Below are 20,589 nucleotides of genomic sequence, written 5' to 3'. Positions count from 1 at the left end.
CCGCCAGGCTGGAACCCACACGTGGAGACCGACCGGGGGAGACCAGCGATGGGCACCGGACCCGACCGACCGTCACGCACCGGACCGGCGCCGCTGCCGGCCACCGCCCTGCTGGCGGCCCTGCTGGCGGCCCTGCTGGCGGCGCTGGCGGTGCTGCTCCCCGCCGCCGGGCCGGCGAGCGCCGCGCCCATGAGCGGCGCGCCCATGAGCACCGCGTCGGCGACGGGCGGCGACCCGGTCCCCAGCCCGGTCGACTTCACCGGCGCGGGCGGCACCACCCTGCACGGCCTGGTGCTGGCCGCACCCGCCGCGCCGGCCGGCAGCCGCGGCCCGGGGCTGGTCATGCTCCCCGGCGCCGGCCCCGGCCCGCTGGCCGAGCTGCGGGCTGCCGCCGAGGCGTACGCGCGGCACGGCATCACCACGCTGATCTTCGACAAGCGCACCGACGGCTACTCGATGACCCACCGGGACTACGGGCAGCTGGCCGACGACGCCCTGGCCGCCGTACGGCTGCTGCGCTCCCGGCCGGAGGTCGCGCCGGACCGGGTCGGCCTCTGGGCCCTGTCCGAGGGCGCCTGGCCGGCCACGCTCGCCGCCACCCGCTCCGCCGACGTGACGTACCTGGTCACCGTCGGCGCGGTCGGCCTCGGCCCGGCCCGCCAGCAGGCCTGGGCGTACCGGGGCTACCTGCACCACGCCGGCGTCTCCGGCTCGCTGGTCACCGCGCTCGCGGACACCTCGGTCCGGCAGCTCGCCGCCGCCGGGCTGTTCCCGGAGGCCGAGTACGACCCGGTGCCGGTGTGGGAGCGGGTCCGGCAGCCGGTCCTCGCCGAATGGGGCGCGCTGGACCGCGAGGCCGCGCCCGAGGAGAGCGCGACGACCATCCGCCGGGCCCTCGACCACGGCGGCAACACCCACTACACGCTGCGAACCGTCCCCGGCGTCCGGCACAACCTGCACCTGACCGGCGACGACGGCTACGACCGACCCGACCTCCTCCCGGCGGACTACGCCGACACCGAGTCCGCCTGGATCCAGCGGCTCGCCACCGGCCTCCCCACCGCCTCCGCCGACCCGGCCCCGCACCAGGACGCCGCCAGCCGCGCACTCGACCCGCTCCCCTGGTACGAGTCGACCTGGGTCGAGGCCGTCGCCACCCTGCTGTGCCTGACCGGCTTCGCCGGTTACGCGCTGACCGGCGCCGTCCGCCGTCTGCGCCGCCGCCCGCGCCCGGCCGCGCTGCCCCGGGCCGCCCGCTGGGCCGCCCTCGCCGGAACCGCCGCCGTCCTGGGCGCGCTCGGCTACCTGCTCTTCCTGATGGTCACCGCCGCGATGTACCCCGGGCCGGTCCTGTTCGGCCGCCCAGTGATCTGGCTGGCCGTCCAGTTGCTCGGACTGTTCGCGCTCGGGGCGGCGGCCGTCGCCGCGGCCGGGGCCCGGCGGGAGCGGGCCGCCCTGGCCGCCGCCGGCCCGGTCGACCGGCTCCGGCTCGGCGCCCTGCTGCTGGCCGGGGCGGTGTTCCTGCCCTGGGCCCTGTCCTGGGGGCTGCTGCTGCCCTGACCGCGCGCTTCGTCTCCGGCATCGTCCTGGGGTCAAGGCCCGCTCCCTCGCCCGGGGGAGCGGGTTCAGCCCGGGTGAGGACGCCCCCGCCGGCGGATTCCGGGAACGTCGAAGCCGGTAGCGGACGGACGGCGTCCGCCCGGGGCGGGAGGCGGCACCATGGGCGCACGGACGATCGGGGCACGACTGCACGGCACACCCGCCCCGGGCGTGCCCCGCTGGGCGGTCCGGACCGGGTACGCGATCACCCTGGCCGTCCTGCCCTCCTGCCTCTGGCGGATCGGCGGCTTCATCCTCGGACTGCCGCTGTTCGAACCCGGCCCGACGCCCCCGGAGCAGGACCCGACCTCCTTCGACGGCGGCTGGGCGTACATCCTCGCGCTCAGCGTGGTCAGCGAGGCGCTGGCCCTCCTCTGCTTCGGCCTGGTCGCCCGCTGGGGCGAGGTGTGGCCGCGCTGGATCCCCGTCCTCGGCGGCCGGCCGGTCCCGGTGCTCGCCGCCGTGCTCCCGGCCGGGCTGGGCTCGGCGGCGCTGATGGTCTTCCCGTACTCGATGGCGATGTTCGCGTTCGGCCTGACCCTCCGGGGCGACCGGGCCTCGGGGCTGATCACCCACGGCTGGCAGACCGTCGCGTTCTGGGTCGGCTACCTGCCGCTGGCCGCCTGGGGCCCGCTGCTCGCCGTGCTCACCGTGCACTACTACCGTCGGCGCAGGGCGAGTTGAGCCGCTTCCCCGGGAGCTTCCGGTCAGTCCGTCGCCGCCACCACGCACAGCGGCGCCGCCTCGGCGGTCGCCTCCGAGACCACGTCCGCCGCCGCCCGGACGAAGGCGCGGACCCGGGCGGTGGTGTTGCTCTCCAGCCAGACCGGGCCGCGCTCGATCGGCGGCGCGTCGTGGATCGGCACGTACGCGACGTCCGGGCGCGGGTAGTAGCGGCGGGAGTGCTCGCCGACCGGGAGGACACCGCGGCCCATCGCCACCAGGCTCAGCAGCTCGGAGAAGGTCGCGCCGGACGGCCCCTTGGGCACCGGACGGCCGGACGGGGTGCGCTCGGGCGTGCGGTCGCGCTTGAAGGCCGCCGAGGTGACGGCCGGGTACTGCACCACCGGGTGGTCGCCCAGCACCTCGACCGACACCGACCGCTCCGCGGCCAGCGGATGCCCGGCGGCCACCGCGAGGACCCGCCGCTCGGTCAGCAGCACCGGGCCGCGGGCCATGCCGTCGAACGGGTAGGAGGCGATCAGGACGTCGACCGAGCCGTCCTCCAGGCTCGAACGGGAGTTGGCGAGCTGCACCTCGCGCACGTCCACCCGGCACTCCGGGTGCCGCTCGCCGAACAGCGCGACCGCCCTGAGCAGCACCGGCGCCGTCCACTCGCCGAGGAACGCCACCCGAAGCTCCCCGGTGACGCCCCGGCCGGCGTCCTCCGCCCGACGCAGCGCCGCCTCCATCGCCACCACCACCGGGACCAGGTCGTCGGCCAACTGCCGCCCCACCGCGGTGAGTCGGACCGAGCGGCTGGTGCGGTCGAACAGCTTGCCGCCGATCCGGCGCTCCAGCTTCCGCACCACCTGGCTGACCCGCCCGGTGGTCAGGTGCAGCCGCTCGGCCGTCCGGCCAAAGTGCAGCTCCTCGGCGAGCCCGAGGAAGACCTCGACCTCCAGCCGTTCCAGCATCCCGGCCCCGCCCCTCGATCGTTGAATCCGGCTCAACGATCGTACGGCGATCCGGCATTGATCACCCGTGCGGCCCGGAGGATCGTGGAACCCGTCCCCAGCAGTCGCACCCGAGCGGAGCCGGTCACCCATGCGCGTCGTAGCCTTCGACCACCTCGTCCTGAACGTCGCCGACGTCGAGCGTTCGCTGGCCTTCTACTCCGGCCTCCTCGGCCTGGCCCCCGTGCGGGTCGACGAGTGGCGGGCCGGACAGGTGTCGTTCCCGTCCGTCCGGATCACCCCCGAGACCATCATCGACCTGGTCCACGGCCCCCGGCACGCGTCCAACGTCGACCACATCTGCCTCACCGTCGATCCCCTCGACTGGCAGGAGGTCATCGACGCGGGCACCTTCGACGCCCTCGAAGGCCCGGTCCCCCGCTTCGGCGCCCGCGGCACCGCCACCTCCGTCTACGTCCGGGACCCGGACGGCAACACGGTCGAGCTCCGCTGGTACCCGCAGGACGCCACCGCCTGAACGGGTGCCGTCCCGGACCCACGGGGGTGGACCGGGACGGCACCGAAACGCCCTGACCGCTGGTCAGTTCCGGCCGGCGAGGTGCTCGACCAGCCGGTCGAAGCTGGAGTTGAGCCCGGCCTCGGCCTCCGGGCCGCGGAACATCTCCGGCACCTCGGTCTGGTGCAGCACCACCTGGGTGCGGCCCTCGCCGAGCTCGCTGAAGGTGATCGTGGAGCGCATGCCCGAGCCCTCCTCCACCATCGTGAAGGACTCGCCGGCCCGGAACTCGGCGATCTCCGCCTTCACCGGGTACTGCTCGCCGGACTCGTCGACCACCATGGTGCTGTCGTAGCGACCGCCCACCCTGGCCTCGACGGTCACGCTCTCCAGCGGCACGTGGGTACCGACCGGGCCCCAGAAGCAGACGAACCGCTCCGGCTCGAAGTACGCCTCGAACGCGTCCGCCGGGGTGCCGGGCAGCTCGCGGGTGATGGTCAGCTCGCCCAGGTTCTCGGTCATCTCGGTGTCTCCTGTGTGTCGGGTGATCGCTTGCACAGGGGTAGACCGGAACGGCGCCGAGAACTCATCGCTCCCCGCGAAACTTTTTCGACGGCCTCCGCCCGGGGTCGCCCCCGGGCAGGCTGCTCGACGTCAGATCACTTCTTCGGGGTCAGGCAGAGCACGAACTTCTCGCTGTCCATCTGCTGGGCGAGCGCGTCGAAGTCGCCGCCGCAGGCGTTCACGTCGAAGGTGTTGTCGACGACCTTCGACACCGTGTGGGTGGCCTTGCTGTCACCGCAGCCGACCGTGTCGACCTTCGGGTGGTTCTCGGTCCCGGTGACCTGCACGCAGTCGCCGACCTTGGCACGCACCGGCCCGTCGGCCGCGTCGAGGACGGCGACCTTGACGATCGCCACGATGACGATCACCACGAGCGTGCCGAGCACGGAGAGCACCTTCTTGCGCTTGCTCTTCGTGGGCGCGGGCGCCGGCGCCTGCGGGGCCTCGGCGTACGGGGACGGAGTCGCGGCAACCGCCTCGGGGGACGACGGGGCCTGGGGGTTCTGCGGGGTGGTCATGAAATCCTCTGATGTGCGCAACGTAGCTGGTGGGGCCGCCGCACCCTATCGGCGCCCGACCTACGCGTTTCCGGCATTCACGGCGATACCAACCCGCGCGTGACCCAAGTGAGATGCAAAGAATCGGCAATGCACCGAGGCATCGGCGACGAACTCGGTGTTCACGGCGGTGGATCCGGCGCCGTGCCCGTCGCGGATCTTCTGGAGATATTCATCGAGCAGAAGGTCAACAAAGGCGCCACTGCACAGGGTTGCGTCAGTCAGGGGTGGATCGAGGCGAAGACCTCGATCTCACACTTCGCCGCACCGCTGCGTTTGATCCTCGCATCGCTGGTGATCAGTGGTACGCCCAGGGCTTCCGCCAGGGCGACGTACTGGGAGTCGTAGGCGCTGAGGTTGGCGTGCAGCTTCCTCACCCGGTCCCAGAAAGGCAGCGTCTCCCGTTTGGCAATGGGAAGCAGCCGGTATGCGGCGACCGCCCTCTCCACTTCCTTCTCGGTCAGCTTGCCGCCACGTTGCATGCCGAGGAGGGCTGACTGGATCTCGTAGTCAAGGAGGGTAGGAGCGTAGACGTCCCCAGCCTCGGCCAGGCGGTTGCGGATGAGCTCCCCGTCGGAACCGTGGGCCGTGAGAACCAGGACGAGGGCAGAGCAGTCAATGACGATCAACGCCCGGCTCGCCCTTCATCGATGGCAGCGAGAACGTCGGCGGCGCTGACGTTGGCAGTGGTTTCCCGGTTCAGCCTTTCCATCATCTCCGCCATTGTGGGCTTGGAGGCCTCCCTGGCGATCAGGTCCTGCATGAACGCCTGCAGCGACTTGCCGGCCTGAGCTGCGCGGACCTTCAGGGTCTGGATCTGGTCGTCCGGGACGTCCCGGATCGTGAGGGCAGTCATGTCTGCATTCTAGCTCCAGTATCTGCAAAATGCAGATACTGGAGGGCATCCGGAGCGAGAACAACGAAGCGCCGCCCCGAGAAGCGAAGCTCTCGGGGCGGCGCTCAGGTGCCAGGCTCCTGCGTCAGTCTGCGAGCGGGAGGTGGACCCGGTTGCCCTGAGCGGCGAACTCCTCGGACGGTCGTTGGTCGCACATCGCGTCCTGTGGGGCCGTCCACCAGCGCGGCGTAGCGTGAAAGGTGGCCAACCAGGGACCGTCGGCGAAGTGCGCCGATCGTTCCGCTGACAGGACGGGGCCCACGGCAGGAGCGGCGCAAATGAGCAAACAGACGGTTGAAGAGTTGACGGGCCGGGTGCACGGTGCGGTGGTCACTGCCGGCGACGAGAGCTATGACGAGGCCCGCAGGGTCTACAACGCCATGATCGACCGGAGACCGGCCGCGGTCGTGCGGTGCGCCAACGCGGGCGATGTCATGGCCGTGGTGGACTTCGCCCGGGAGAACCTACTCGACCTGGCGGTCCGCGGCGGGTCGCACAGCGCCCCGGGGTACGGGACCTGCGACGACGGCATCGTGGCCGATCTCGGTGGGATGCGCGGTGTCCGGGTGGACCCGGAACGGCGGACGGCCCGGGTCGAGGGCGGGGCCACCCTGGCGGACCTCAACGCGGCGACCTACCCCTTCGGCCTGGCCGTCACCGGCGGGATCATCTCCACCACCGGGGTCGGCGGGCTCACCCTCGGCGGCGGCTTCGGCTATCTGGCTCGCAGGCTGGGTCTGACCTGCGACAACCTGATCTCCGCTGACGTGGTGACGGCAGACGGCCGGTTCCTGGTCGTCGACGAGCGGAGCCACCCCGACCTGTTCTGGGCGCTGCGCGGCGGGGGCGGCAACTTCGGCGTGGTGACCTCCTTCGAGTACCGGCTCTTCCCGGTCCAGGACGTCTATGCCGGGCCGATCCTCTACGAGCTGGGGCACACGGCCGAGATCATGCGGTTCTACCGCGACGCCATCGTGGACGCCCCCGAGGAGCTGAGCGTCTTCCCCGGATTCCAGATCGCACCGCCACTGCCGTTCATCCCGGCGGACCGGCACGGCGACACCTTCGCGATGATGGTCGTCTGCTGGAGCGGCGCGATGGAGGAGGCCGAGCGGGCTGTGCGGCCGTACCGAGAGGTGGCGCCGGTGGTCGCCGAGATGGTAGGCCCGATGCCGTACCCGGCGGTGGTGGGCATGTTCGACGCGCTGCTGCCGCCCGGCCTGCACCAGTACTGGAAGGGCACGTTCGCCACCGAGCTCACCGACGGGGCGATCGCCGCACACGTCGAGTACGGTCCGCGGGTACCGACGGTCAATTCGGCCTGCCACGTCTATCCGCTCAACGGCGCCGTCCACCGGGTTGCCCCCGATGCCACGGCCTTCTCCTACCGCGACGCCGACTTCGCCACCGTGATCGTCGGCGCCTGGCCCGACCCGGCCGACTCCGAGGCCAACATCGCATGGGTGCGCGACTACTACGCGGCCCTGGAACCGCACTCCGCTGCCGGCGGCTACGTCAACTTCGTCAGTGCCGACGACCAGCAGCGGGTCACCTCCGACTACCGCGACAACTACGCCCGCCTGGTCGCCGTCAAGCAGGCCTACGACCCCGGCAACCTCTTCCACGTCAACCACAACATCCGGCCCCGGATCACGAGCGTGGCCGGATGAGGACGGCTGCCGAGACGGCGGAGGTCCTGTTCACCCGGGACGTCAGTGTCACCTTCCACGGGTTCCACGCCGACGGCGAGCGCGTCATCGTCGAGGAGTAACCGCAGACGAGGGAGCACCGCCCCGGGAAGCGGAAGCTCTCGGGGCGGTACTTCGGACGCGGGGTCAGTCGGCCAGCGGGAGGTAGACCTTGTTGCCCTGGGCCTTGAACTCCTCGGACATGGCCTTCATGCCCTCTACGGCCTCCTCGTCGTACTCCGGGGAGGAGGCGCCGTTGCCGAACTTCTCATTGATGGATTTGCTGATCTTCATCGAGCAGAACTTCGGGCCGCACATCGAGCAGAAGTGGGCGGTCTTGGCGGGCTCGGCGGGAAGGGTCTCGTCGTGGAAGTCGCGGGCGGTCTCCGGGTCCAGGGCCAGGTTGAACTGGTCCTCCCAGCGGAACTCGAAGCGGGCGTCGGAGAGGGCGTCGTCCCAGGCCTGGGCCCCGGGGTGGCCCTTGGCGAGGTCGGCGGCGTGGGCGGCGATCTTGTAGGTGATCACGCCGGTCTTGACGTCGTCGCGGTTGGGCAGGCCCAGGTGCTCCTTGGGGGTCACGTAGCAGAGCATCGCGGTGCCCCACCAGGCGATCATCGCGGCGCCGATGCCCGAGGTGATGTGGTCGTAGCCGGGCGCGACGTCCGTGGTGAGGGGGCCGAGGGTGTAGAACGGCGCCTCGTCGCAGATCTCCTTCTGGAGATCCATGTTCTCCCTGATCTTGTTCATCGGGACGTGCCCCGGGCCCTCGATCATCACCTGGACGTCCCGCTCGCGGGCGATCCGGCCGAGTTCGCCGAGGGTCTGCAGCTCGGCGAACTGCGCCTCGTCGTTGGCGTCCGCGATCGAGCCGGGCCGCAGGCCGTCACCGAGGGAGAAGGTGACGTCGTAGGAGGCGAGGATGTCGCAGAGCTCCTCGAAGTTGGTGTAGAGGAAGTTCTCCTGGTGGTGGGCCAGGCACCAGGCCGCCATGATCGAGCCGCCGCGGGAGACGATGCCGGTCTTGCGGCGGGCGGTGAGCGGGACGTAGCGCAGCAGCACGCCGGCGTGGACGGTCATGTAGTCGACGCCCTGCTCGCACTGCTCGACGATGGTGTCCCGGTAGACCTCCCAGCTCAGCTCCTCGGCCTTGCCGTCCACCTTCTCCAGGGCCTGGTAGAGCGGCACGGTGCCGATCGGCACCGGCGAGTTGCGCAGGATCCACTCACGGGTGGTGTGGATGTTGCGGCCGGTGGAGAGGTCCATGACGGTGTCGGCGCCCCAGCGGGTGGCCCAGGTCATCTTCTCCACCTCCTCCTCGATCGAGGAGGTGACGGCCGAGTTGCCGATGTTGGCGTTGATCTTCACCAGGAAGTTGGTGCCGATGATCGCCGGCTCCACCTCCGGGTGGTTCACGTTGACGGGGATGACGGCCCGGCCGCGGGCCACCTCGGCGCGCACGAACTCGGGCGCCAGGCCCTCGCGCAGCGCCGTGAACTCCATCTCCGGCGTCACCACGCCCCGCTTGGCGTAGGCGAGTTGGGTGACGGCAGCGCCATCGCGGGCGCGCAGCGGGCGGCGCGGACGGCCGGGGAAGACGGCGTCCAGGTTGCGCAGGTTCCCGCCGCGCGGCGAGGTGTGCTTGATCCCGTCGTCCTCGGGGCGCGGCTCGCGGCCGTCGTACTCCTCGACGTCGCCGCGCTGGCGGATCCAGGCGTCCCGCAGCGCGGGCAGGCCGCGCCGCACGTCGGGCTCGTAGGACGGGTCGGTGTACGGACCGGAGGTGTCGTACAGCGGGACGGACTTGCCGTTGGTGAGCCGCACCTCGCGGTACGGGACGCGCAGGTCGGGGCGCGATCCCTCGCGGTACGCCTTGCGCCAGGCCGGAGTCGGGTAGCCGGTGCGCTCGCTGCTGGGGGCGCCCTGGGCAGACTGCGGCTGTGCTTCGAACGTGGTCATCTGACCTCTACTCCCTACGCCGGCATTACCCGGTCAGGTTCCTGCGGTCGACGCAGCCGTCGGTCCGTCCGTCGACGTCCCGGTCAGCGTCCTCTCAGCCCGGTGCTCCGAGCTCCCGCGTCGCAGGCGGTGTTGCCTGCACACGACGCCCAACACCGTAGCGAGCCGATCGCCGCAGGTCCAGAGCGCAACAGCCGGGCCGGCCGGCCTCCCCGGGGAATCGGCCCCCCGCGAGATGCGGGAACGGCCGAGGCCCGGCCCCCCGTCTCGCGGGGGGCCGGGCCTCAGGGCGGCGGTACGGGGCGAACGGTCAGCTCTTGGCGGCCTTCTTCACCAGGACCACCACGGCGGCCGCGATGCCGACCACCACCAGCAGCTTGATCACGATCGAGAGCAGTGCGCCGACGACGCCGAACACGAAGGCGACGATGTTCCAGGCCAGCACCAGGACCAGCACCGGGATGACGATGTTGCGCACCCAGGAGGGCAGCGACTTCCAGAGCTCAGCCATGTCGGTTCCTCTTCTCCCCTCGGGTCGGCCGCCGTCCGGTGCCGCATCCCGCTTGCTTTCGTACTTCGATCGTACGGTGGCGCGAGTGCCGGAACGAGGCCCAACGGCCCGGAGAGAACCCCGAGATCACCCCGAGCCCGAACCCCCGGGTGACCCCTGAGAATCCGCCCGGCCCTCGGCCCGAACCACCCCGGACGGCCGGGACGACGGGGCTCCCGTGCAGCTCAGACCGGCCAGCGCTCACCGCGCCAGGCGGCGTCCCAGAACATCCACTCGTAGCGCGAGGTGGTCACGAAGTGCTCGACCACCTTGCGGCGTTCGGCCGCGGACAGCTCCTCGCCCAGCCGGTCGGTGAGCGCCAGCACCCGGCGGACCACCGCCTGGAAGGCCTCGTCTCCGTAGGTGGCGATCCACTTGGCGTACAGCGGGTCGGGCGAGCCCTGGGCGAGCAGCGTCTCGCCGACCCGGGCATAGATCCAGTAGCAGGGCAGCACCGCGCCGACCGCCTCGGCGAAGGAGCCGCCGTAGACGGTGGCCAGCAGGTAGCTGGTGTACGCCCGGGTGGTGGGCAGCACCGGCTCGGCGGCGGCCTGCTCGGCGCTGCCGCCGAAGGCGGTGAGGAACTCGGCGTGCATGCCCTGCTCGGCGGCCAGCGCGCCGACCGCGTCGTCGGCGAAGGCCCGGACGTCCTCCTCGCCGGGTGCCTTGGCGGCGCAGACGGCGAGGGCGCGGGCGTAGTCGCGCAGGTAGTGCGAGTCCTGGACGACGAAGTGGCGGAAGGCCTCGCGCGGCAGGGTGCCGTCGGTGAGCCCGGCCAGGAAGGGGTGGGCCAGGATCTCGGCGTACACCGGCTCGATGGCCGCCCAGAGTTCTTCGGTCAGCGTCTTGGTGCTCATGACGCGACCCTAACCGCCGGGGTTCTCGGCGAGCGCCGGAGTTCTCAGTCCTCGGGCGGGGAGAAGACCACCAGGACCCGCAGTTCCTCGGTGACGTGGTGGAACCGGTGCGGGGTGCCGGCCGGCACGTACACCACGGTGCCGCGCCCGACCGTCGCGGTCTCGGCGCCGACGGTCAGTTCGGCCCGGCCGCTGATCACCTGGTAGATCTCGTCCTGGTCGTGCGCGGTCTGGGTGTCGGTGTCGCCGGGGGCGAGCGCGTACAGCCCGGCGGACATCCGGGGTTCGCGCAGGAACCGCAGGTAGGCACCGTCGTTGGCCGCCCGTTCGGCGTCCAGTTCGTCCAGCCGGAAGAGCTTCACCGCCGCCGTCTTCCCTCGTCCTCGGAGCCGTCCGTCCACCTCGCGGACCAGGGGCATTCAACACCACCCCGCCGTCCGGTGGTTCCGCCGGGACCGTGGTTCCTGCCAGGCTTGGGCGGCATGAAGGGTTTCGTCATCAAGACACTGATCAACGCGGCGGCCATCTGGGTCGCCGCCTGGATCGTCAGCGGCATCCGACTCGCCCAGGGGGACGCCGACTGGCAGCACAAGGCGCTGACGGTGCTCGGCGTCGCCGTCGTCTTCGGCGTGGTGAACTGGCTGATCAAGCCGGTGGTCAAGCTGTTCTCGTTCCCGCTGTTCATCCTCACGCTGGGCCTGATCACCTTTGTGATCAACGCCCTGATGCTGATGCTCACCTCCTGGGCCTCCGGGAAGCTGAACCTGGACTTCCACGTGGTCAACTTCGGTGCCGCGCTGGTGGGTTCCCTGATCATCAGCCTGGTGGCGTGGGGTCTGCACCTGGCCCTGGACGACGACTGACCGGTGTCGTGAGGACGACAGGAAGGGGCCCGCACCCGGGGTGTTCCACCGGGTACGGGCCCCTTCGACGTTCCTGCGCCGACCGCGTCGGCCGGGCCTGCCGGGCCGACCGCGTCCGCCGGGTCGACCGCCGGAGCGTTCAACCCGCGTTCTCACGCCCCCTGAGCAGGTCCGCGAGCTGGGCGTCGATGTCCCGCCCGGAGAACTCCTGCCCCATCGGCACCAGCCGGTCGGTGCGCGCCAGGAAGGCGATCAGCGGCGCGGACGAGGCCCGCAGCAGGGCGTCGCCGTCGGGGGAGCGCAGCACGATGGAGACCTCCGAGAGCTCCTCGCCGACCGGGCGGACGTGCACGTCGCCCTCGCCGGCCGGTCCGCTGATCCCGTCGAGCAGCAGCTCCCTCGCGAAGTACCAGGTGACCGGGGCGTCGCCGGGCAGGTGGAAGGTGAGCCGGACGGCGTACGGGTCGTCGGCCTCGTACGCCAGGTCCACCGGGAGACGGAAGGAGAGCTCGTGCGAGACCACGAGGTTCATCACCAGGTGACCCTGGACTGTGCTGTGCTGCATGGCGCCAGTACCTCTCGTTCTGCCCGCGCCGTCGGTCCCTGGTCCGATGGCGGCCGGACATTCTTTCGACGGTTTTTGTGACGGTTTATGCAACCAATCCACGTTCGATCATCATCGTCCACGTTTGGGGATGTAGTGGACAAGGTGTGCTTTTTCAAATGGTGAACGAGCCGCAGCAGGTCCAGACCAAGTGGCGTCAGAAGATGAACGTCGGGCTCATCGCCCCCACCCCGCGCCGAAGTTGACGGGCCGCCGGCCCCAACCGGTCGGCCTGTTCGACCGGCAGCGACAGGGCCATGGTGGCAACCACCGGGCCGATGGTGATCGGGACCGCCGCGCAGACCGTCCCGAGCGCGTACTCCTGCCGCTCCAGCACGGGCATGGTCGGCCGCAGCGAGGCGAGCCGGCGCAGCACGGCGCTCTCGCCGGTGAGGGTGGACGGGGTGATCCCGGCCGGCGGGTGGCGGGCGAGGTGGTCACGGCGCGCCTCCTCGGGCAGCTGGCCGAGCAGGCACTGGCCGATGGCGTGGGCGTGGGCGGTGGCCCGGAAGTCGGCCCAGGGCTCGACGGCGGGGCGGTTCGGGTCCTCGGCCACGTCCACCACCTGGACCTCGCCGTCCCGGTAGAGCGCGAAGTAGACGGCGGCGCCGAGTTCGTCCCGTAAGCACTGCATCCGGGTCCGGAGGTCGGGATCGCCGGTCCGGGCGCGGGGGCCGGCGATGCCGTCGAGCGCGTCGCCGTGGAAGAAGCGCCCCTCGGAGCGCCGCAGGTAGCCCTCGTGGGCCAGGGTGCGCAGCAGGTGGTAGGCGGTGCCGAGGGGCAGCTCGGCGGCGCGGGCCAGCTGCTTGGCGGTCGCGCCCTGCCGGAAGTCCCCGACGGCCTCCAGCAGCCGCAGCGCCCGCTGGACGGAACCGATCAGGGTGGGTCCGCGCTCCGCCGCCGGCCGCTGTGGCACGGCCTCCCGCGTGATCTCGAACGGTTGTGCGATCCGATCCATGTCACCCGACCCCCAGCAGCCCGAGTCCCTCGTGCAGGTCCGTGCCCAGAGCGGGCACGCGGAACGAAACCTCCCATTTGCCCGATAGCTGCTCATTGCAGCACAGCGGACCCCCGAACGGATGCACCTGCCCGGATCGGCGTTTCGACCCGATCCCGGTGTGTTTCGACCCGTTCCCCTGGTTTCGCCCGCTCCCCGGCGCGGGAGACTCACGCACAACGCGCCAGCCCCGGAGGTGGCCATGGGCCCCGAGAAGCACACTCCGCCACCGAAGCACACCCCGCCACCGCGCCCGGTCGTGAAGCGCACCGCGCGGGCGATCCTGCTGGAACTGGACCCGGACGACCCGTACGGCCCGGCCTCGATCGTGCTGATCCGGCGGGTCCGGCCGGGCGCGCCGCACCCGTACTGGATCACCCCCGGCGGCGGGGTCGAGCGCGAGGACCGCACGGTGGTCGAGGCGCTGCACCGCGAGGTGGACGAGGAGCTCGGCGGCAAGGTCGTGGACGTGGTGCCCGCCTTCGTCGACACCATCAGCCACACGCTCCACGACGACGGCACCCTGCTGCACCCGCACGGGGTCAAGGTGCAGCACTTCTTCGTCTGCCGGCTCGCCTCGATGGACCTCAGCCGGCGGCACGGGCCCGAGGTGACCGACCCCAACGGCGAGTACGAGGTGGTCCGGCTGCCGTTCACGCGCGAGGGGGTCACCTCGGTCAACGTGGTCCCGCCCCGGCTGCGGGCGTACCTGGCGGCCAACATCGAGGGCATCCGCGCGCTCCTCGCCCCCGACCTCGGGTGATCAGCCGACGGCCGGCCCGCCGACCGGGTCGTGCCGGATCCGCCCGGCCGGCACCCCGGCGCGCAACAGCACGCCCACGCCCCGGCGCACCATCGCGGGCGGCCCACTGAGCACCGCCTCGCGGCCGCTCCACGGGCCGAACCGGCCCACCACCTCGGGCAGTTCACCGGCCAGCAGGCCCCCGGTCGGACCGACGGCGACACCGGACAGCGCCGGACGGACCGTCAGCCACGGGTGCCGAAGCTCCAGTTCGCGCAGCCCGTCCAGCTCGTACAGCTCCTCGGCCCGGCGGGCCCCGTAGAACACCTCGACCCGGCGGCCGGACGCACCGTACGCGACGGCCTCCTCGACCAGGGCGCGGATCGGCGCGATGCCGGTACCGCCGCCCAGGCAGAGCAGGTCGGGGCCGGCGGCGTGGTCGACGGTCATCGAGCCGGCCGCCGGGCCCAGCCGCAGCACGTCCCCGGGCACCGCCCGGTGGACCAGCGCGTTGCTCACCCAGCCCGCCTGGACGGCCTTGACGTGGAAGGTGAGCAGCCCGTCCGGGCGGGGCGCCCCGGCGAAGGAGTAGTGCCGCCAGACCCGCGGCCACCAGGGCGTCTCCAGGGCGGCGTACTGCCCGGCCCGGAACGGGTAGGCCTGGTCCGGGCGGACGGTGATCGCCGCGACGTCCCGGGTCCGGCGCTCGTGCCGGACGATCTCGCCCTGCCACCAGGGCGGCGAGGTGCGGGCGTCCTCCTCGGCGGCCTCGATCATGACCGAGGAGACCATCCGGCAGGCGCGGAGCCAGGCCGACTCGGCCTCGGCGTCCCAGCAGCCGGCCGCGTACCGGGCCAGCGTCCGCACCAGGCACTCCTCCACCGCGGCGCAGTGGCCGGCCGGTGGGCCGTACCGGCGGTGGCCGCGGCCGAGTTCGGCCAGCGTGGCGCGCAGGGCCGCCGGCCGGTCCAGCTCGCGCACGACGGCCAGCAGGGTGCGGAACAACCGGTCGCGGTGGACGTCCATGGCGGCGGGGAAGAGCGCGCGGAGCTCGGGGTGGCGCAGGAAGAGCAGCGCGTAGAAGTGCGCGGTGGCCCGGTCCGCGACCGGCTGCAGAGCGGCGACGCCGGCCCGGACCAGCTCGACGTCCCGGGCGGTGAGCGGCGCCTGCTCGGCGGCCCGACCTGGCCGGGCGGTCGGCAGCGCGGCGGACGGGGGCGTCGCCGGGAGCTGCCCGACCGGAGTCCACACACCCCAGGCCTCGCTCCACCGGTCGCCCGGACCGGCCCAGTTGCGGCCGGGCGTGTCCGCGAACGGCGGGCGGAAGGCGTGGTCGGGGAGAGGAACGGGCGCGGGGGCGGGCGCGGGCGAGTGGACCGGGACGGTCGGCGGCCGGGTCGGCCGGGCCGGGATCACCGGACGGACCGGCTCCAGCAGCGACACCGGAGGCACCGGGGGCACCGACGCCACCGGAGGCAGCACCGCCGTCGGCGCGTCCGCCTCGGGTGCGGCCGTCGACAGGCCCGGGACCGAGGCGACCCCCGCCGAGCCGTGCCCGGTGCGGACCAGGACTGTCCCGCGGGACTTCACCGCTACGTTTCGAGTACCCAAGTGAATCGTTTCGCCTCCGGCCGGCTGCGCCACCACCTGGCTTGTCCCTGTTGGCGCCAGGGCAGCGTGGCACGGCCGGACCGCCCGTCCGACGAATCACGCGAAGCCCTGACAGCCGGGCCCGGAACGCGCTACTCTCCCCGGCCGCGGTCGACGACCGGGCTCAGAGCTGCCGCAGCAGCATCCCCGGCTGCTCCACGCAGTCCGCGACGAACCGAAGGAAACCGCCGGCCGTCCCGCCGTCGCAGACCCGGTGGTCGAAGGTGAAGGACAGCTGGGTCACCTCGCGCACCACCAACTCCCCCTGGTGGACCCAGGGTTTGGCGACGATCCGGCCGACCCCGAGCATCGCCGCCTCCGGGTGGTTGAGGATCGGAGTGGATCCGTCCACGCCGAACACGCCGTAGTTGTTCAACGTGAAGGTGCCGCCGGTCAGTTCGGCCGGGGTGAGCGCACCGCTGCGCGCCGCCTCGGTCAACCGGCCCAGCTCCTCGCCGAGTTGCTCGGTGCTGCGGCTCTGCGCGTCCCGCACCACCGGAACGACCAGCCCGCGCTCGCCCTGCGCGGCGAAGCCCAGGTGCACCGCCGCATGCCGGACGATTCCCGAACCGTCCTCGGTCACCGAGGAGTTGAGCTCGGGGAAGCGGGCCAGCGCGACCGTACAGATCCGCGCCAGCAGCGCCAGCACGCTCACCTTCGGCCCCGGTGTCGCGTTCAACTGCCGACGCAAGGCCATGAGTTCGGTGGCGTCCGCGTCCACCCAGCAGGTCGCCGCCGGGATCTCCCGGTGGCTGCGGATCAGCTTCTCGGCCACCGCCTTGCGCAGCCCGCGCAGCGGGACGACACCGTCCTGCGCGGCGGGCCCGGCGGGCGCCGGAGTCGCCACCTTGGCCGCGACCGCCCGTTCGACGTCCGCGCGCATGATCAGCCCGTCCGGCCCGCTCCCGGTGAGCGAGGCCAGGTCGACCCCCTGCTCCCTGGCCAGCCGCCGCACCAGCGGCGAGATCACCGGCACCACCGCCGGAGCCCGCACCGCCGGAGCCTGCACGGCCACGGCACCGCCAACCGCACCGGCCACCGCCGCAGCCGAGGCCGAGACCGGCTCCACAGCCGCAGCCGCAGCCGAGGCCGAAGCCGGCACCCCGACCCGGCGCCGCCGCCCGCCCCGGCCCGGCTCGGCGACCCCGAACCCGACCAGCGGCCGCTCCACCTCGGCGGTCACGACGCCCGGCTCGGCCACAGCCTGCCCGACGCTCCCCTCCGCCGCCGCCACCGCGACCGTCACCAGCGGAGCGCCGACGGCGATCTCCTCGCCCTCCTCGCCGTACCGCGCGGTGACCACCCCGCCGTACGGGCAGGGCACCTCCACCACGGCCTTGGCGGTCTCCACCTCCACCACCGGCTGGTCGACCGCGATCACCTCGCCGACCTCGACCATCCAGCGCACCACCTCCGCCCCGGTGAGTCCCTCACCGAGGTCGGGCAGCCGGAACTCCCGCACGACGGGCATCATCCTCGGTCCTCCCACTGGAGCCGGGCGACCGCGTCCAGGATCCGGTCCACCCCGGGCAGGTGGTGGTGCTCCAGCATCGGCGGCGGGTACGGGACGTCGAAGCCGGTGACCCGCAGCACGGGCGCGGCCAGGTGGTGGAAGCAGCGCTCGGTGACCCGGGCCGCGATCTCCGCGCCGGTGCCGCCGAAACCGCTCGCCTCGTGCACCACCACGGCCCGGCCGAGCGAGCGCACCACCCGGCAGACCGTCTCGTCGTCGAACGGCACCAGGGTGCGCAGGTCCAGCACCGCGAGGTCCCAGCCCTCGGCCCGCGCCGCCTCCGCCGCCTGCAGGCAGACCGGCAGCGAGGGGCCGTAGGTGATCAGCACGGCGGAGGTGCCGGTGCGCCGCAGCACCGCCCGGCCGATCGGCTCGACCGGCGCCGCCGGGTCGAAGTCGGCCTTGCCCCAGTAGAGCCGCTTGGGCTCCAGGAAGACCACCGGGTCGTCGGAGGCGATCGAGGCGCGCAGCAGTCCGTACGCGTCGGCCACCGTCCCCGGGGTGACCACGTGCAGGCCGGGGGTGCTGGTGTAGTACGCCTCGGAGGCGTCGCTGTGGTGCTCGACGCCGCCGATGCCGCCGCCGTACGGGATGCGGACGGTGATCGGCAGCGGGAGCCTGCCCGCCGTGCGGTTGCGCATCTTGGCGACGTGCGAGAACAGCTGCTCCAGCGCCGGGTAGGCGAAGGCGTCGAACTGCATCTCGACCACCGGGCGCAGCCCGTACATCGCCATGCCGATCGCGGTGCCGAGGATGCCCGCCTCGGCCAGCGGGGTGTCCAGGCAGCGCTCCGGACCGAACTCGGCGGTGAGCCCGTCGGTGATCCGGAAGACACCGCCGAGCGCGCCGACGTCCTCGCCGAGCACGTGCACCGACGGGTCCTCGCGCATGGCGTCCCGCAGCGCGGAGTTGAGCGCCTGCGCCATGGAGGCGGTGCGAGCACCGGAGGGGTGCCGCGCGGCGGCTCGGCCAAGGGCGGGGGCGGGCGACGGGTGGGAAGTGCTCACCGGTCCGCCACCTCCGCCTCGGCGGCCAGCTCGGCGGCCAACTGGTCGGCCTGCTCCCGCAGTTGCGGGGTCGACTCGGCGAAGACGTGGGCGAACAGCGACATCGGGTCCAGGTCCGGGTCGGCGTGGAACTCGGCCCGCATCCGGGCGGCCAGCGCCTCCGCCTCCTCGGCCGCGTCCCGCACCAGCCCGTCGTCCAGCACGCCGAGTCCGCGCAGCGCCCGCTCCATCAGCAGGATCGGGTCGTGCTCGCGCCAGGCGGCCACCTCGGGCTCGGTGCGGTAGCGGGTGGCGTCGTCGGCGTTGGTGTGGGCGTCGATCCGGTAGGTCAGCGCCTCGACCAGGGTCGGGCCCTCGCCGGCCCGGGCCCGCTCGACCGCCTCGGTCAGCACCGAGTGCACGGCGGGCGCGTCGTTGCCGTCCACCAGCCGGCCCGGCATGCCGTAGCCGACGGCCTTGTGGGCCAGGCTCGGGGCGGCGGACTGGGCGCTGAGCGGGACCGAGATCGCGTAGCCGTTGTTCTGCACCAGGAAGACCACCGGGGCGCTCAGCACGGCCGCGAAGTTCAGCGCCTCGTGGAAGTCGCCCTCGCTGGTGCCGCCGTCGCCGAGCATCGCCAGCGCGACCACCGGCTCGCCGCGCAGCCGGGCGGCGTGCGCCAGCCCGACGGCGTGCGGGGCCTGGGTGGCGAGCGGGGTGCAGAGCGGGGCGGTGCGGCTGGCCCGCGGGTCGTAGCCGGTGTGGGCGCTGCCGCGCAGCAGGGTCAGCGCCTCCAGCGGGTCGACGCCCCGGGAGACCACCGCGAGGGTGTCGCGGTAGCTGGGGAAGAGCCAGTCGTGCTCGTCGAGCACCAGGGCGGCGGCGACCTGGCAGGCCTCCTGGCCGGTGGACGCCGGGTAGACGGCGAGCCTGCCCTGCTTGGTCAGGGTGGTGGCCTGCTGGTTGTACCGGCGGCCGACGACCAGGCGGCGGTACAGCTCGCACAGCAGGGCCGGATCGTACTTCTCCAGCGCGGGGGTGCCGAACGTCCGGACCGGGGAGGGGTCCGGGAGGAGGGGTGCCGGATCGGTGCGCGGGGCGGTCGCTCCGGGCATCCAACCGGGCACGCCCGTGTGGTGTCTGTGGTCGAGAACGGTCATCTCGGGGCACCTCCAGGGGTGGCGGGGGCTCCCTACCGATTGTTCGGTCGTCTGTTCATCTTGACCAGAAGCGTGACAAGGTGGTGGACATTCGGCCCGTTCGGCGGTCGACTGGTGGCAGTGCGTCCAATCGGTGGGGGTGGGGGGTCATGTCGGCTGAACAGATGTCCAGACTCGACCGGGTCGACCGGCAGATCCTGCGGCTGCTGCAGCAGGACGGTCGCGCCTCCATCCGCTCGGTGGCCGAGCGGGTGCACGTGTCCCGGGCGAACGCGTACGCCCGGATCTCCAGGATGGTCGAGGACGGTGTCATCCGCGGCTTCACTGCCAGGGTGGACCACGAGCGGGCAGGCCAGACCGCGTCCGCGTACGTCACCCTGAAAATCGTCCAGAACTCCTGGCGGACGGTGCGCGAGCAGCTGCTGGCGCTGCCCGGGGTGGCGCACATCGCGCTGGTCGGCGGGGACTTCGACGTCCTGCTGCTGGTGCACACCGCCGACAACCAGGCCCTGCGGGAGCTGGTGCTGGGCAGCATCCAGTCCATCCCCCAGGTGCTCGGCACCCGGACGATGCTGGTCTTCGAGGAGACGGACCAGGTGCCGCCGCTCTAGATACGGCTCAGCGCGCCCGCAGCCCGTCGAAGGCCAGGTGGACGACCGCGTCCGCGACCCCGTCGGCGGCCTTGAGCCCCGGCCGGTACCACTCCACGATCGAGTTGATCATCCCGAACAGCAGCCGGGTGGCCAGCCGCGGCTCCACGTCCGCGCGCAGCGCGCCGTCCGCGACCGCCGCCCGCAGCAGCTCGGCGACCTGGTGGTCGAAGTCCCGCCGGCGCTCCAGCGCCCACTGCTCGGTGGCCGTGTTGCCGCGCACCCGCAGCAGCAGCGTCACGTACGGCAGCTCGTCCAGCAGCACCTCGGCGGTGCGCCGCACCACGTGCTCCAGCCGCTCCACCGCCGGGCCCTCGACCGCGGCCGGCTCGGCCAGGATCGCGAACAGCCCGTCCAGCGCCCGCCCGACCGCCAGCCGCAGCAACTCCTCCTTGCCGCGCACGTGGTGGTAGATGGAGGACTTGGAGATCCCGGCCGCCCGGGACAGGTCCTCCATGGAGGTGCCGTCGTAGCCGCGCTCGTTGAAGACGTCGACGGTCACCGCGAGCAGTGACTCCACGGTGTAGGCGGTGCGCGTGGTGTGATCGGCCATCCTCCGAGTATCCCCGGCCGTACGCGGCGGTACGCGATCGGGTCCGACTGGTCCGTACCAACCAGGGGTGCC

23 protein-coding genes and 1 riboswitch are annotated in these 20,589 nt (G+C 72.5%); of the genes, 7 read left to right on the top strand and 16 right to left on the bottom strand.

What is annotated here, in order from left to right; all coding sequences use genetic code 11:
- Window positions 1-48 precede the first annotated feature (48 nt).
- Both ACGF13_RS30990 and ACGF13_RS30985 read left to right on the top strand, forming a co-directional pair.
- Window positions 49-1,560, top strand: coding sequence for an alpha/beta hydrolase family protein (locus ACGF13_RS30990; RefSeq protein WP_392881460.1), 1,512 nt, complete (start codon window positions 49-51; stop codon window positions 1,558-1,560).
- A gap of 159 nt (window positions 1,561-1,719) precedes the next feature.
- Window positions 1,720-2,283 carry a hypothetical protein gene (locus ACGF13_RS30985; RefSeq protein ID WP_392881457.1) on the top strand — a complete coding sequence of 188 codons (564 nt, stop codon included), beginning with the start codon at window positions 1,720-1,722 and terminating at the stop codon, window positions 2,281-2,283.
- 23 nt (window positions 2,284-2,306) lie between these two features.
- Here ACGF13_RS30985 and ACGF13_RS30980 read toward each other — a convergent pair whose 3' ends face one another.
- Entirely contained in the window at window positions 2,307-3,236 is a 930-nt protein-coding gene (locus tag ACGF13_RS30980; protein ID WP_392881454.1) for a LysR family transcriptional regulator, read from the bottom strand.
- A 130-nt stretch (window positions 3,237-3,366) separates the two neighbouring features.
- On the opposite strand from ACGF13_RS30980, the gene ACGF13_RS30975 reads away from it, so the two are divergent.
- Entirely contained in the window at window positions 3,367-3,753 is a 387-nt protein-coding gene (locus ACGF13_RS30975; protein WP_392881451.1) for a VOC family protein, read from the top strand.
- 63 nt (window positions 3,754-3,816) lie between these two features.
- On the opposite strand, the gene ACGF13_RS30970 is transcribed toward ACGF13_RS30975, so the two are convergent.
- The 4 genes from ACGF13_RS30970 to ACGF13_RS30955 all read right to left on the bottom strand — a co-directional run bounded on the left by ACGF13_RS30970 (window position 3,817) and on the right by ACGF13_RS30955 (window position 5,709).
- Complete coding sequence (locus ACGF13_RS30970) at window positions 3,817-4,254, bottom strand: SRPBCC domain-containing protein (RefSeq protein ID WP_392881449.1); 438 nt, start codon at window positions 4,252-4,254, stop codon at window positions 3,817-3,819.
- A 137-nt stretch (window positions 4,255-4,391) separates the two neighbouring features.
- Window positions 4,392-4,814 (bottom strand): hypothetical protein, encoded by a 423-nt coding sequence (locus ACGF13_RS30965; RefSeq protein WP_392881446.1) that lies wholly within the window; start codon window positions 4,812-4,814, stop codon window positions 4,392-4,394.
- 260 nt (window positions 4,815-5,074) lie between these two features.
- Window positions 5,075-5,482 (bottom strand): type II toxin-antitoxin system VapC family toxin, encoded by a 408-nt coding sequence (locus ACGF13_RS30960; protein ID WP_360242984.1) that lies wholly within the window; start codon window positions 5,480-5,482, stop codon window positions 5,075-5,077.
- Window positions 5,479-5,709, bottom strand: coding sequence for an antitoxin (locus tag ACGF13_RS30955; RefSeq protein ID WP_392881443.1), 231 nt, complete (start codon window positions 5,707-5,709; stop codon window positions 5,479-5,481). Before ACGF13_RS30955 ends, ACGF13_RS30960 begins: the two co-directional genes overlap by 4 nt.
- 317 nt (window positions 5,710-6,026) lie before the next feature.
- On the opposite strand from ACGF13_RS30955, the gene ACGF13_RS30950 reads away from it, so the two are divergent.
- The gene (locus ACGF13_RS30950) at window positions 6,027-7,418 is read left to right on the top strand and encodes an FAD-binding oxidoreductase (RefSeq protein WP_392881440.1); all 1,392 of its coding nucleotides are present in this window, start codon (window positions 6,027-6,029) and stop codon (window positions 7,416-7,418) included.
- 165 nt (window positions 7,419-7,583) lie between these two features.
- On the opposite strand, the gene thiC is transcribed toward ACGF13_RS30950, so the two are convergent.
- From thiC to ACGF13_RS30930, 4 genes are all read right to left on the bottom strand, one after another.
- The gene (gene thiC / locus ACGF13_RS30945; RefSeq protein ID WP_392881437.1) at window positions 7,584-9,392 is read right to left on the bottom strand and encodes a phosphomethylpyrimidine synthase ThiC; all 1,809 of its coding nucleotides are present in this window, start codon (window positions 9,390-9,392) and stop codon (window positions 7,584-7,586) included.
- Window positions 9,387-9,521: riboswitch (TPP riboswitch) on the bottom strand. Its footprint overlaps the gene before it by 6 nt.
- Before the next feature lie 181 nt (window positions 9,522-9,702).
- Complete coding sequence (locus ACGF13_RS30940; RefSeq protein ID WP_049653234.1) at window positions 9,703-9,903, bottom strand: DUF5326 family protein; 201 nt, start codon at window positions 9,901-9,903, stop codon at window positions 9,703-9,705.
- 224 nt (window positions 9,904-10,127) lie between these two features.
- On the bottom strand, window positions 10,128-10,799 hold the full coding sequence (gene tenA, locus ACGF13_RS30935) for a thiaminase II (protein WP_392881434.1): 672 nt from the start codon (window positions 10,797-10,799) through the stop codon (window positions 10,128-10,130).
- Between the two features lie 44 nt (window positions 10,800-10,843).
- The gene (locus ACGF13_RS30930; protein WP_392881927.1) at window positions 10,844-11,161 is read right to left on the bottom strand and encodes a cupin domain-containing protein; all 318 of its coding nucleotides are present in this window, start codon (window positions 11,159-11,161) and stop codon (window positions 10,844-10,846) included.
- Window positions 11,162-11,281: 120 nt separating this feature from the next.
- On the opposite strand from ACGF13_RS30930, the gene ACGF13_RS30925 reads away from it, so the two are divergent.
- The gene (locus ACGF13_RS30925) at window positions 11,282-11,662 is read left to right on the top strand and encodes a phage holin family protein (protein ID WP_392881431.1); all 381 of its coding nucleotides are present in this window, start codon (window positions 11,282-11,284) and stop codon (window positions 11,660-11,662) included.
- A gap of 139 nt (window positions 11,663-11,801) precedes the next feature.
- Here ACGF13_RS30925 and ACGF13_RS30920 read toward each other — a convergent pair whose 3' ends face one another.
- Window positions 11,802-12,227 carry an SsgA family sporulation/cell division regulator gene (locus ACGF13_RS30920; protein ID WP_392881428.1) on the bottom strand — a complete coding sequence of 142 codons (426 nt, stop codon included), beginning with the start codon at window positions 12,225-12,227 and terminating at the stop codon, window positions 11,802-11,804.
- Window positions 12,228-12,423: 196 nt separating this feature from the next.
- Window positions 12,424-13,224 carry an IclR family transcriptional regulator gene (locus tag ACGF13_RS30915; RefSeq protein WP_392881426.1) on the bottom strand — a complete coding sequence of 267 codons (801 nt, stop codon included), beginning with the start codon at window positions 13,222-13,224 and terminating at the stop codon, window positions 12,424-12,426.
- Window positions 13,225-13,465: 241 nt separating this feature from the next.
- On the opposite strand from ACGF13_RS30915, the gene ACGF13_RS30910 reads away from it, so the two are divergent.
- On the top strand, window positions 13,466-14,026 hold the full coding sequence (locus tag ACGF13_RS30910) for an NUDIX domain-containing protein (RefSeq protein ID WP_392881423.1): 561 nt from the start codon (window positions 13,466-13,468) through the stop codon (window positions 14,024-14,026).
- On the opposite strand, the gene ACGF13_RS30905 is transcribed toward ACGF13_RS30910, so the two are convergent.
- From ACGF13_RS30905 to pdhA, 4 genes are all read right to left on the bottom strand, one after another.
- Entirely contained in the window at window positions 14,027-15,595 is a 1,569-nt protein-coding gene (locus ACGF13_RS30905) for a globin domain-containing protein (RefSeq protein WP_392881420.1), read from the bottom strand.
- A 184-nt stretch (window positions 15,596-15,779) separates the two neighbouring features.
- Window positions 15,780-17,126, bottom strand: a complete 1,347-nt coding sequence (locus tag ACGF13_RS30900; RefSeq protein WP_392881925.1) for a dihydrolipoamide acetyltransferase family protein — start codon at window positions 17,124-17,126, stop codon at window positions 15,780-15,782.
- On the bottom strand, window positions 17,126-18,094 hold the full coding sequence (locus ACGF13_RS30895) for an alpha-ketoacid dehydrogenase subunit beta (protein WP_392881923.1): 969 nt from the start codon (window positions 18,092-18,094) through the stop codon (window positions 17,126-17,128). The genes ACGF13_RS30900 and ACGF13_RS30895 overlap by 1 nt, the downstream gene beginning before the upstream one ends.
- A 77-nt stretch (window positions 18,095-18,171) precedes the next feature.
- A complete protein-coding gene (gene pdhA / locus ACGF13_RS30890) occupies window positions 18,172-19,314 on the bottom strand; it encodes a pyruvate dehydrogenase (acetyl-transferring) E1 component subunit alpha (protein WP_392881418.1) in 1,143 nt (380 codons plus the stop codon).
- Between the two features lie 149 nt (window positions 19,315-19,463).
- Between pdhA and ACGF13_RS30885 the strand changes: the two genes are divergently transcribed.
- Window positions 19,464-19,925 carry an Lrp/AsnC family transcriptional regulator gene (locus ACGF13_RS30885; RefSeq protein ID WP_392881416.1) on the top strand — a complete coding sequence of 154 codons (462 nt, stop codon included), beginning with the start codon at window positions 19,464-19,466 and terminating at the stop codon, window positions 19,923-19,925.
- Window positions 19,926-19,932: 7 nt separating this feature from the next.
- On the opposite strand, the gene ACGF13_RS30880 is transcribed toward ACGF13_RS30885, so the two are convergent.
- Window positions 19,933-20,517, bottom strand: coding sequence for a TetR/AcrR family transcriptional regulator (locus tag ACGF13_RS30880; protein WP_392881414.1), 585 nt, complete (start codon window positions 20,515-20,517; stop codon window positions 19,933-19,935).
- Window positions 20,518-20,589: the final 72 nt, after the last annotated feature.

It is taken from the genome of Kitasatospora sp. NPDC048286 (genome assembly GCF_043201735.1).
Lineage (GTDB): Bacteria > Actinomycetota > Actinomycetes > Streptomycetales > Streptomycetaceae > Kitasatospora.
The sequence above is the reverse complement of the archived record's forward strand: the minus strand, read 5'-3'. Positions and strand labels throughout refer to the sequence as shown.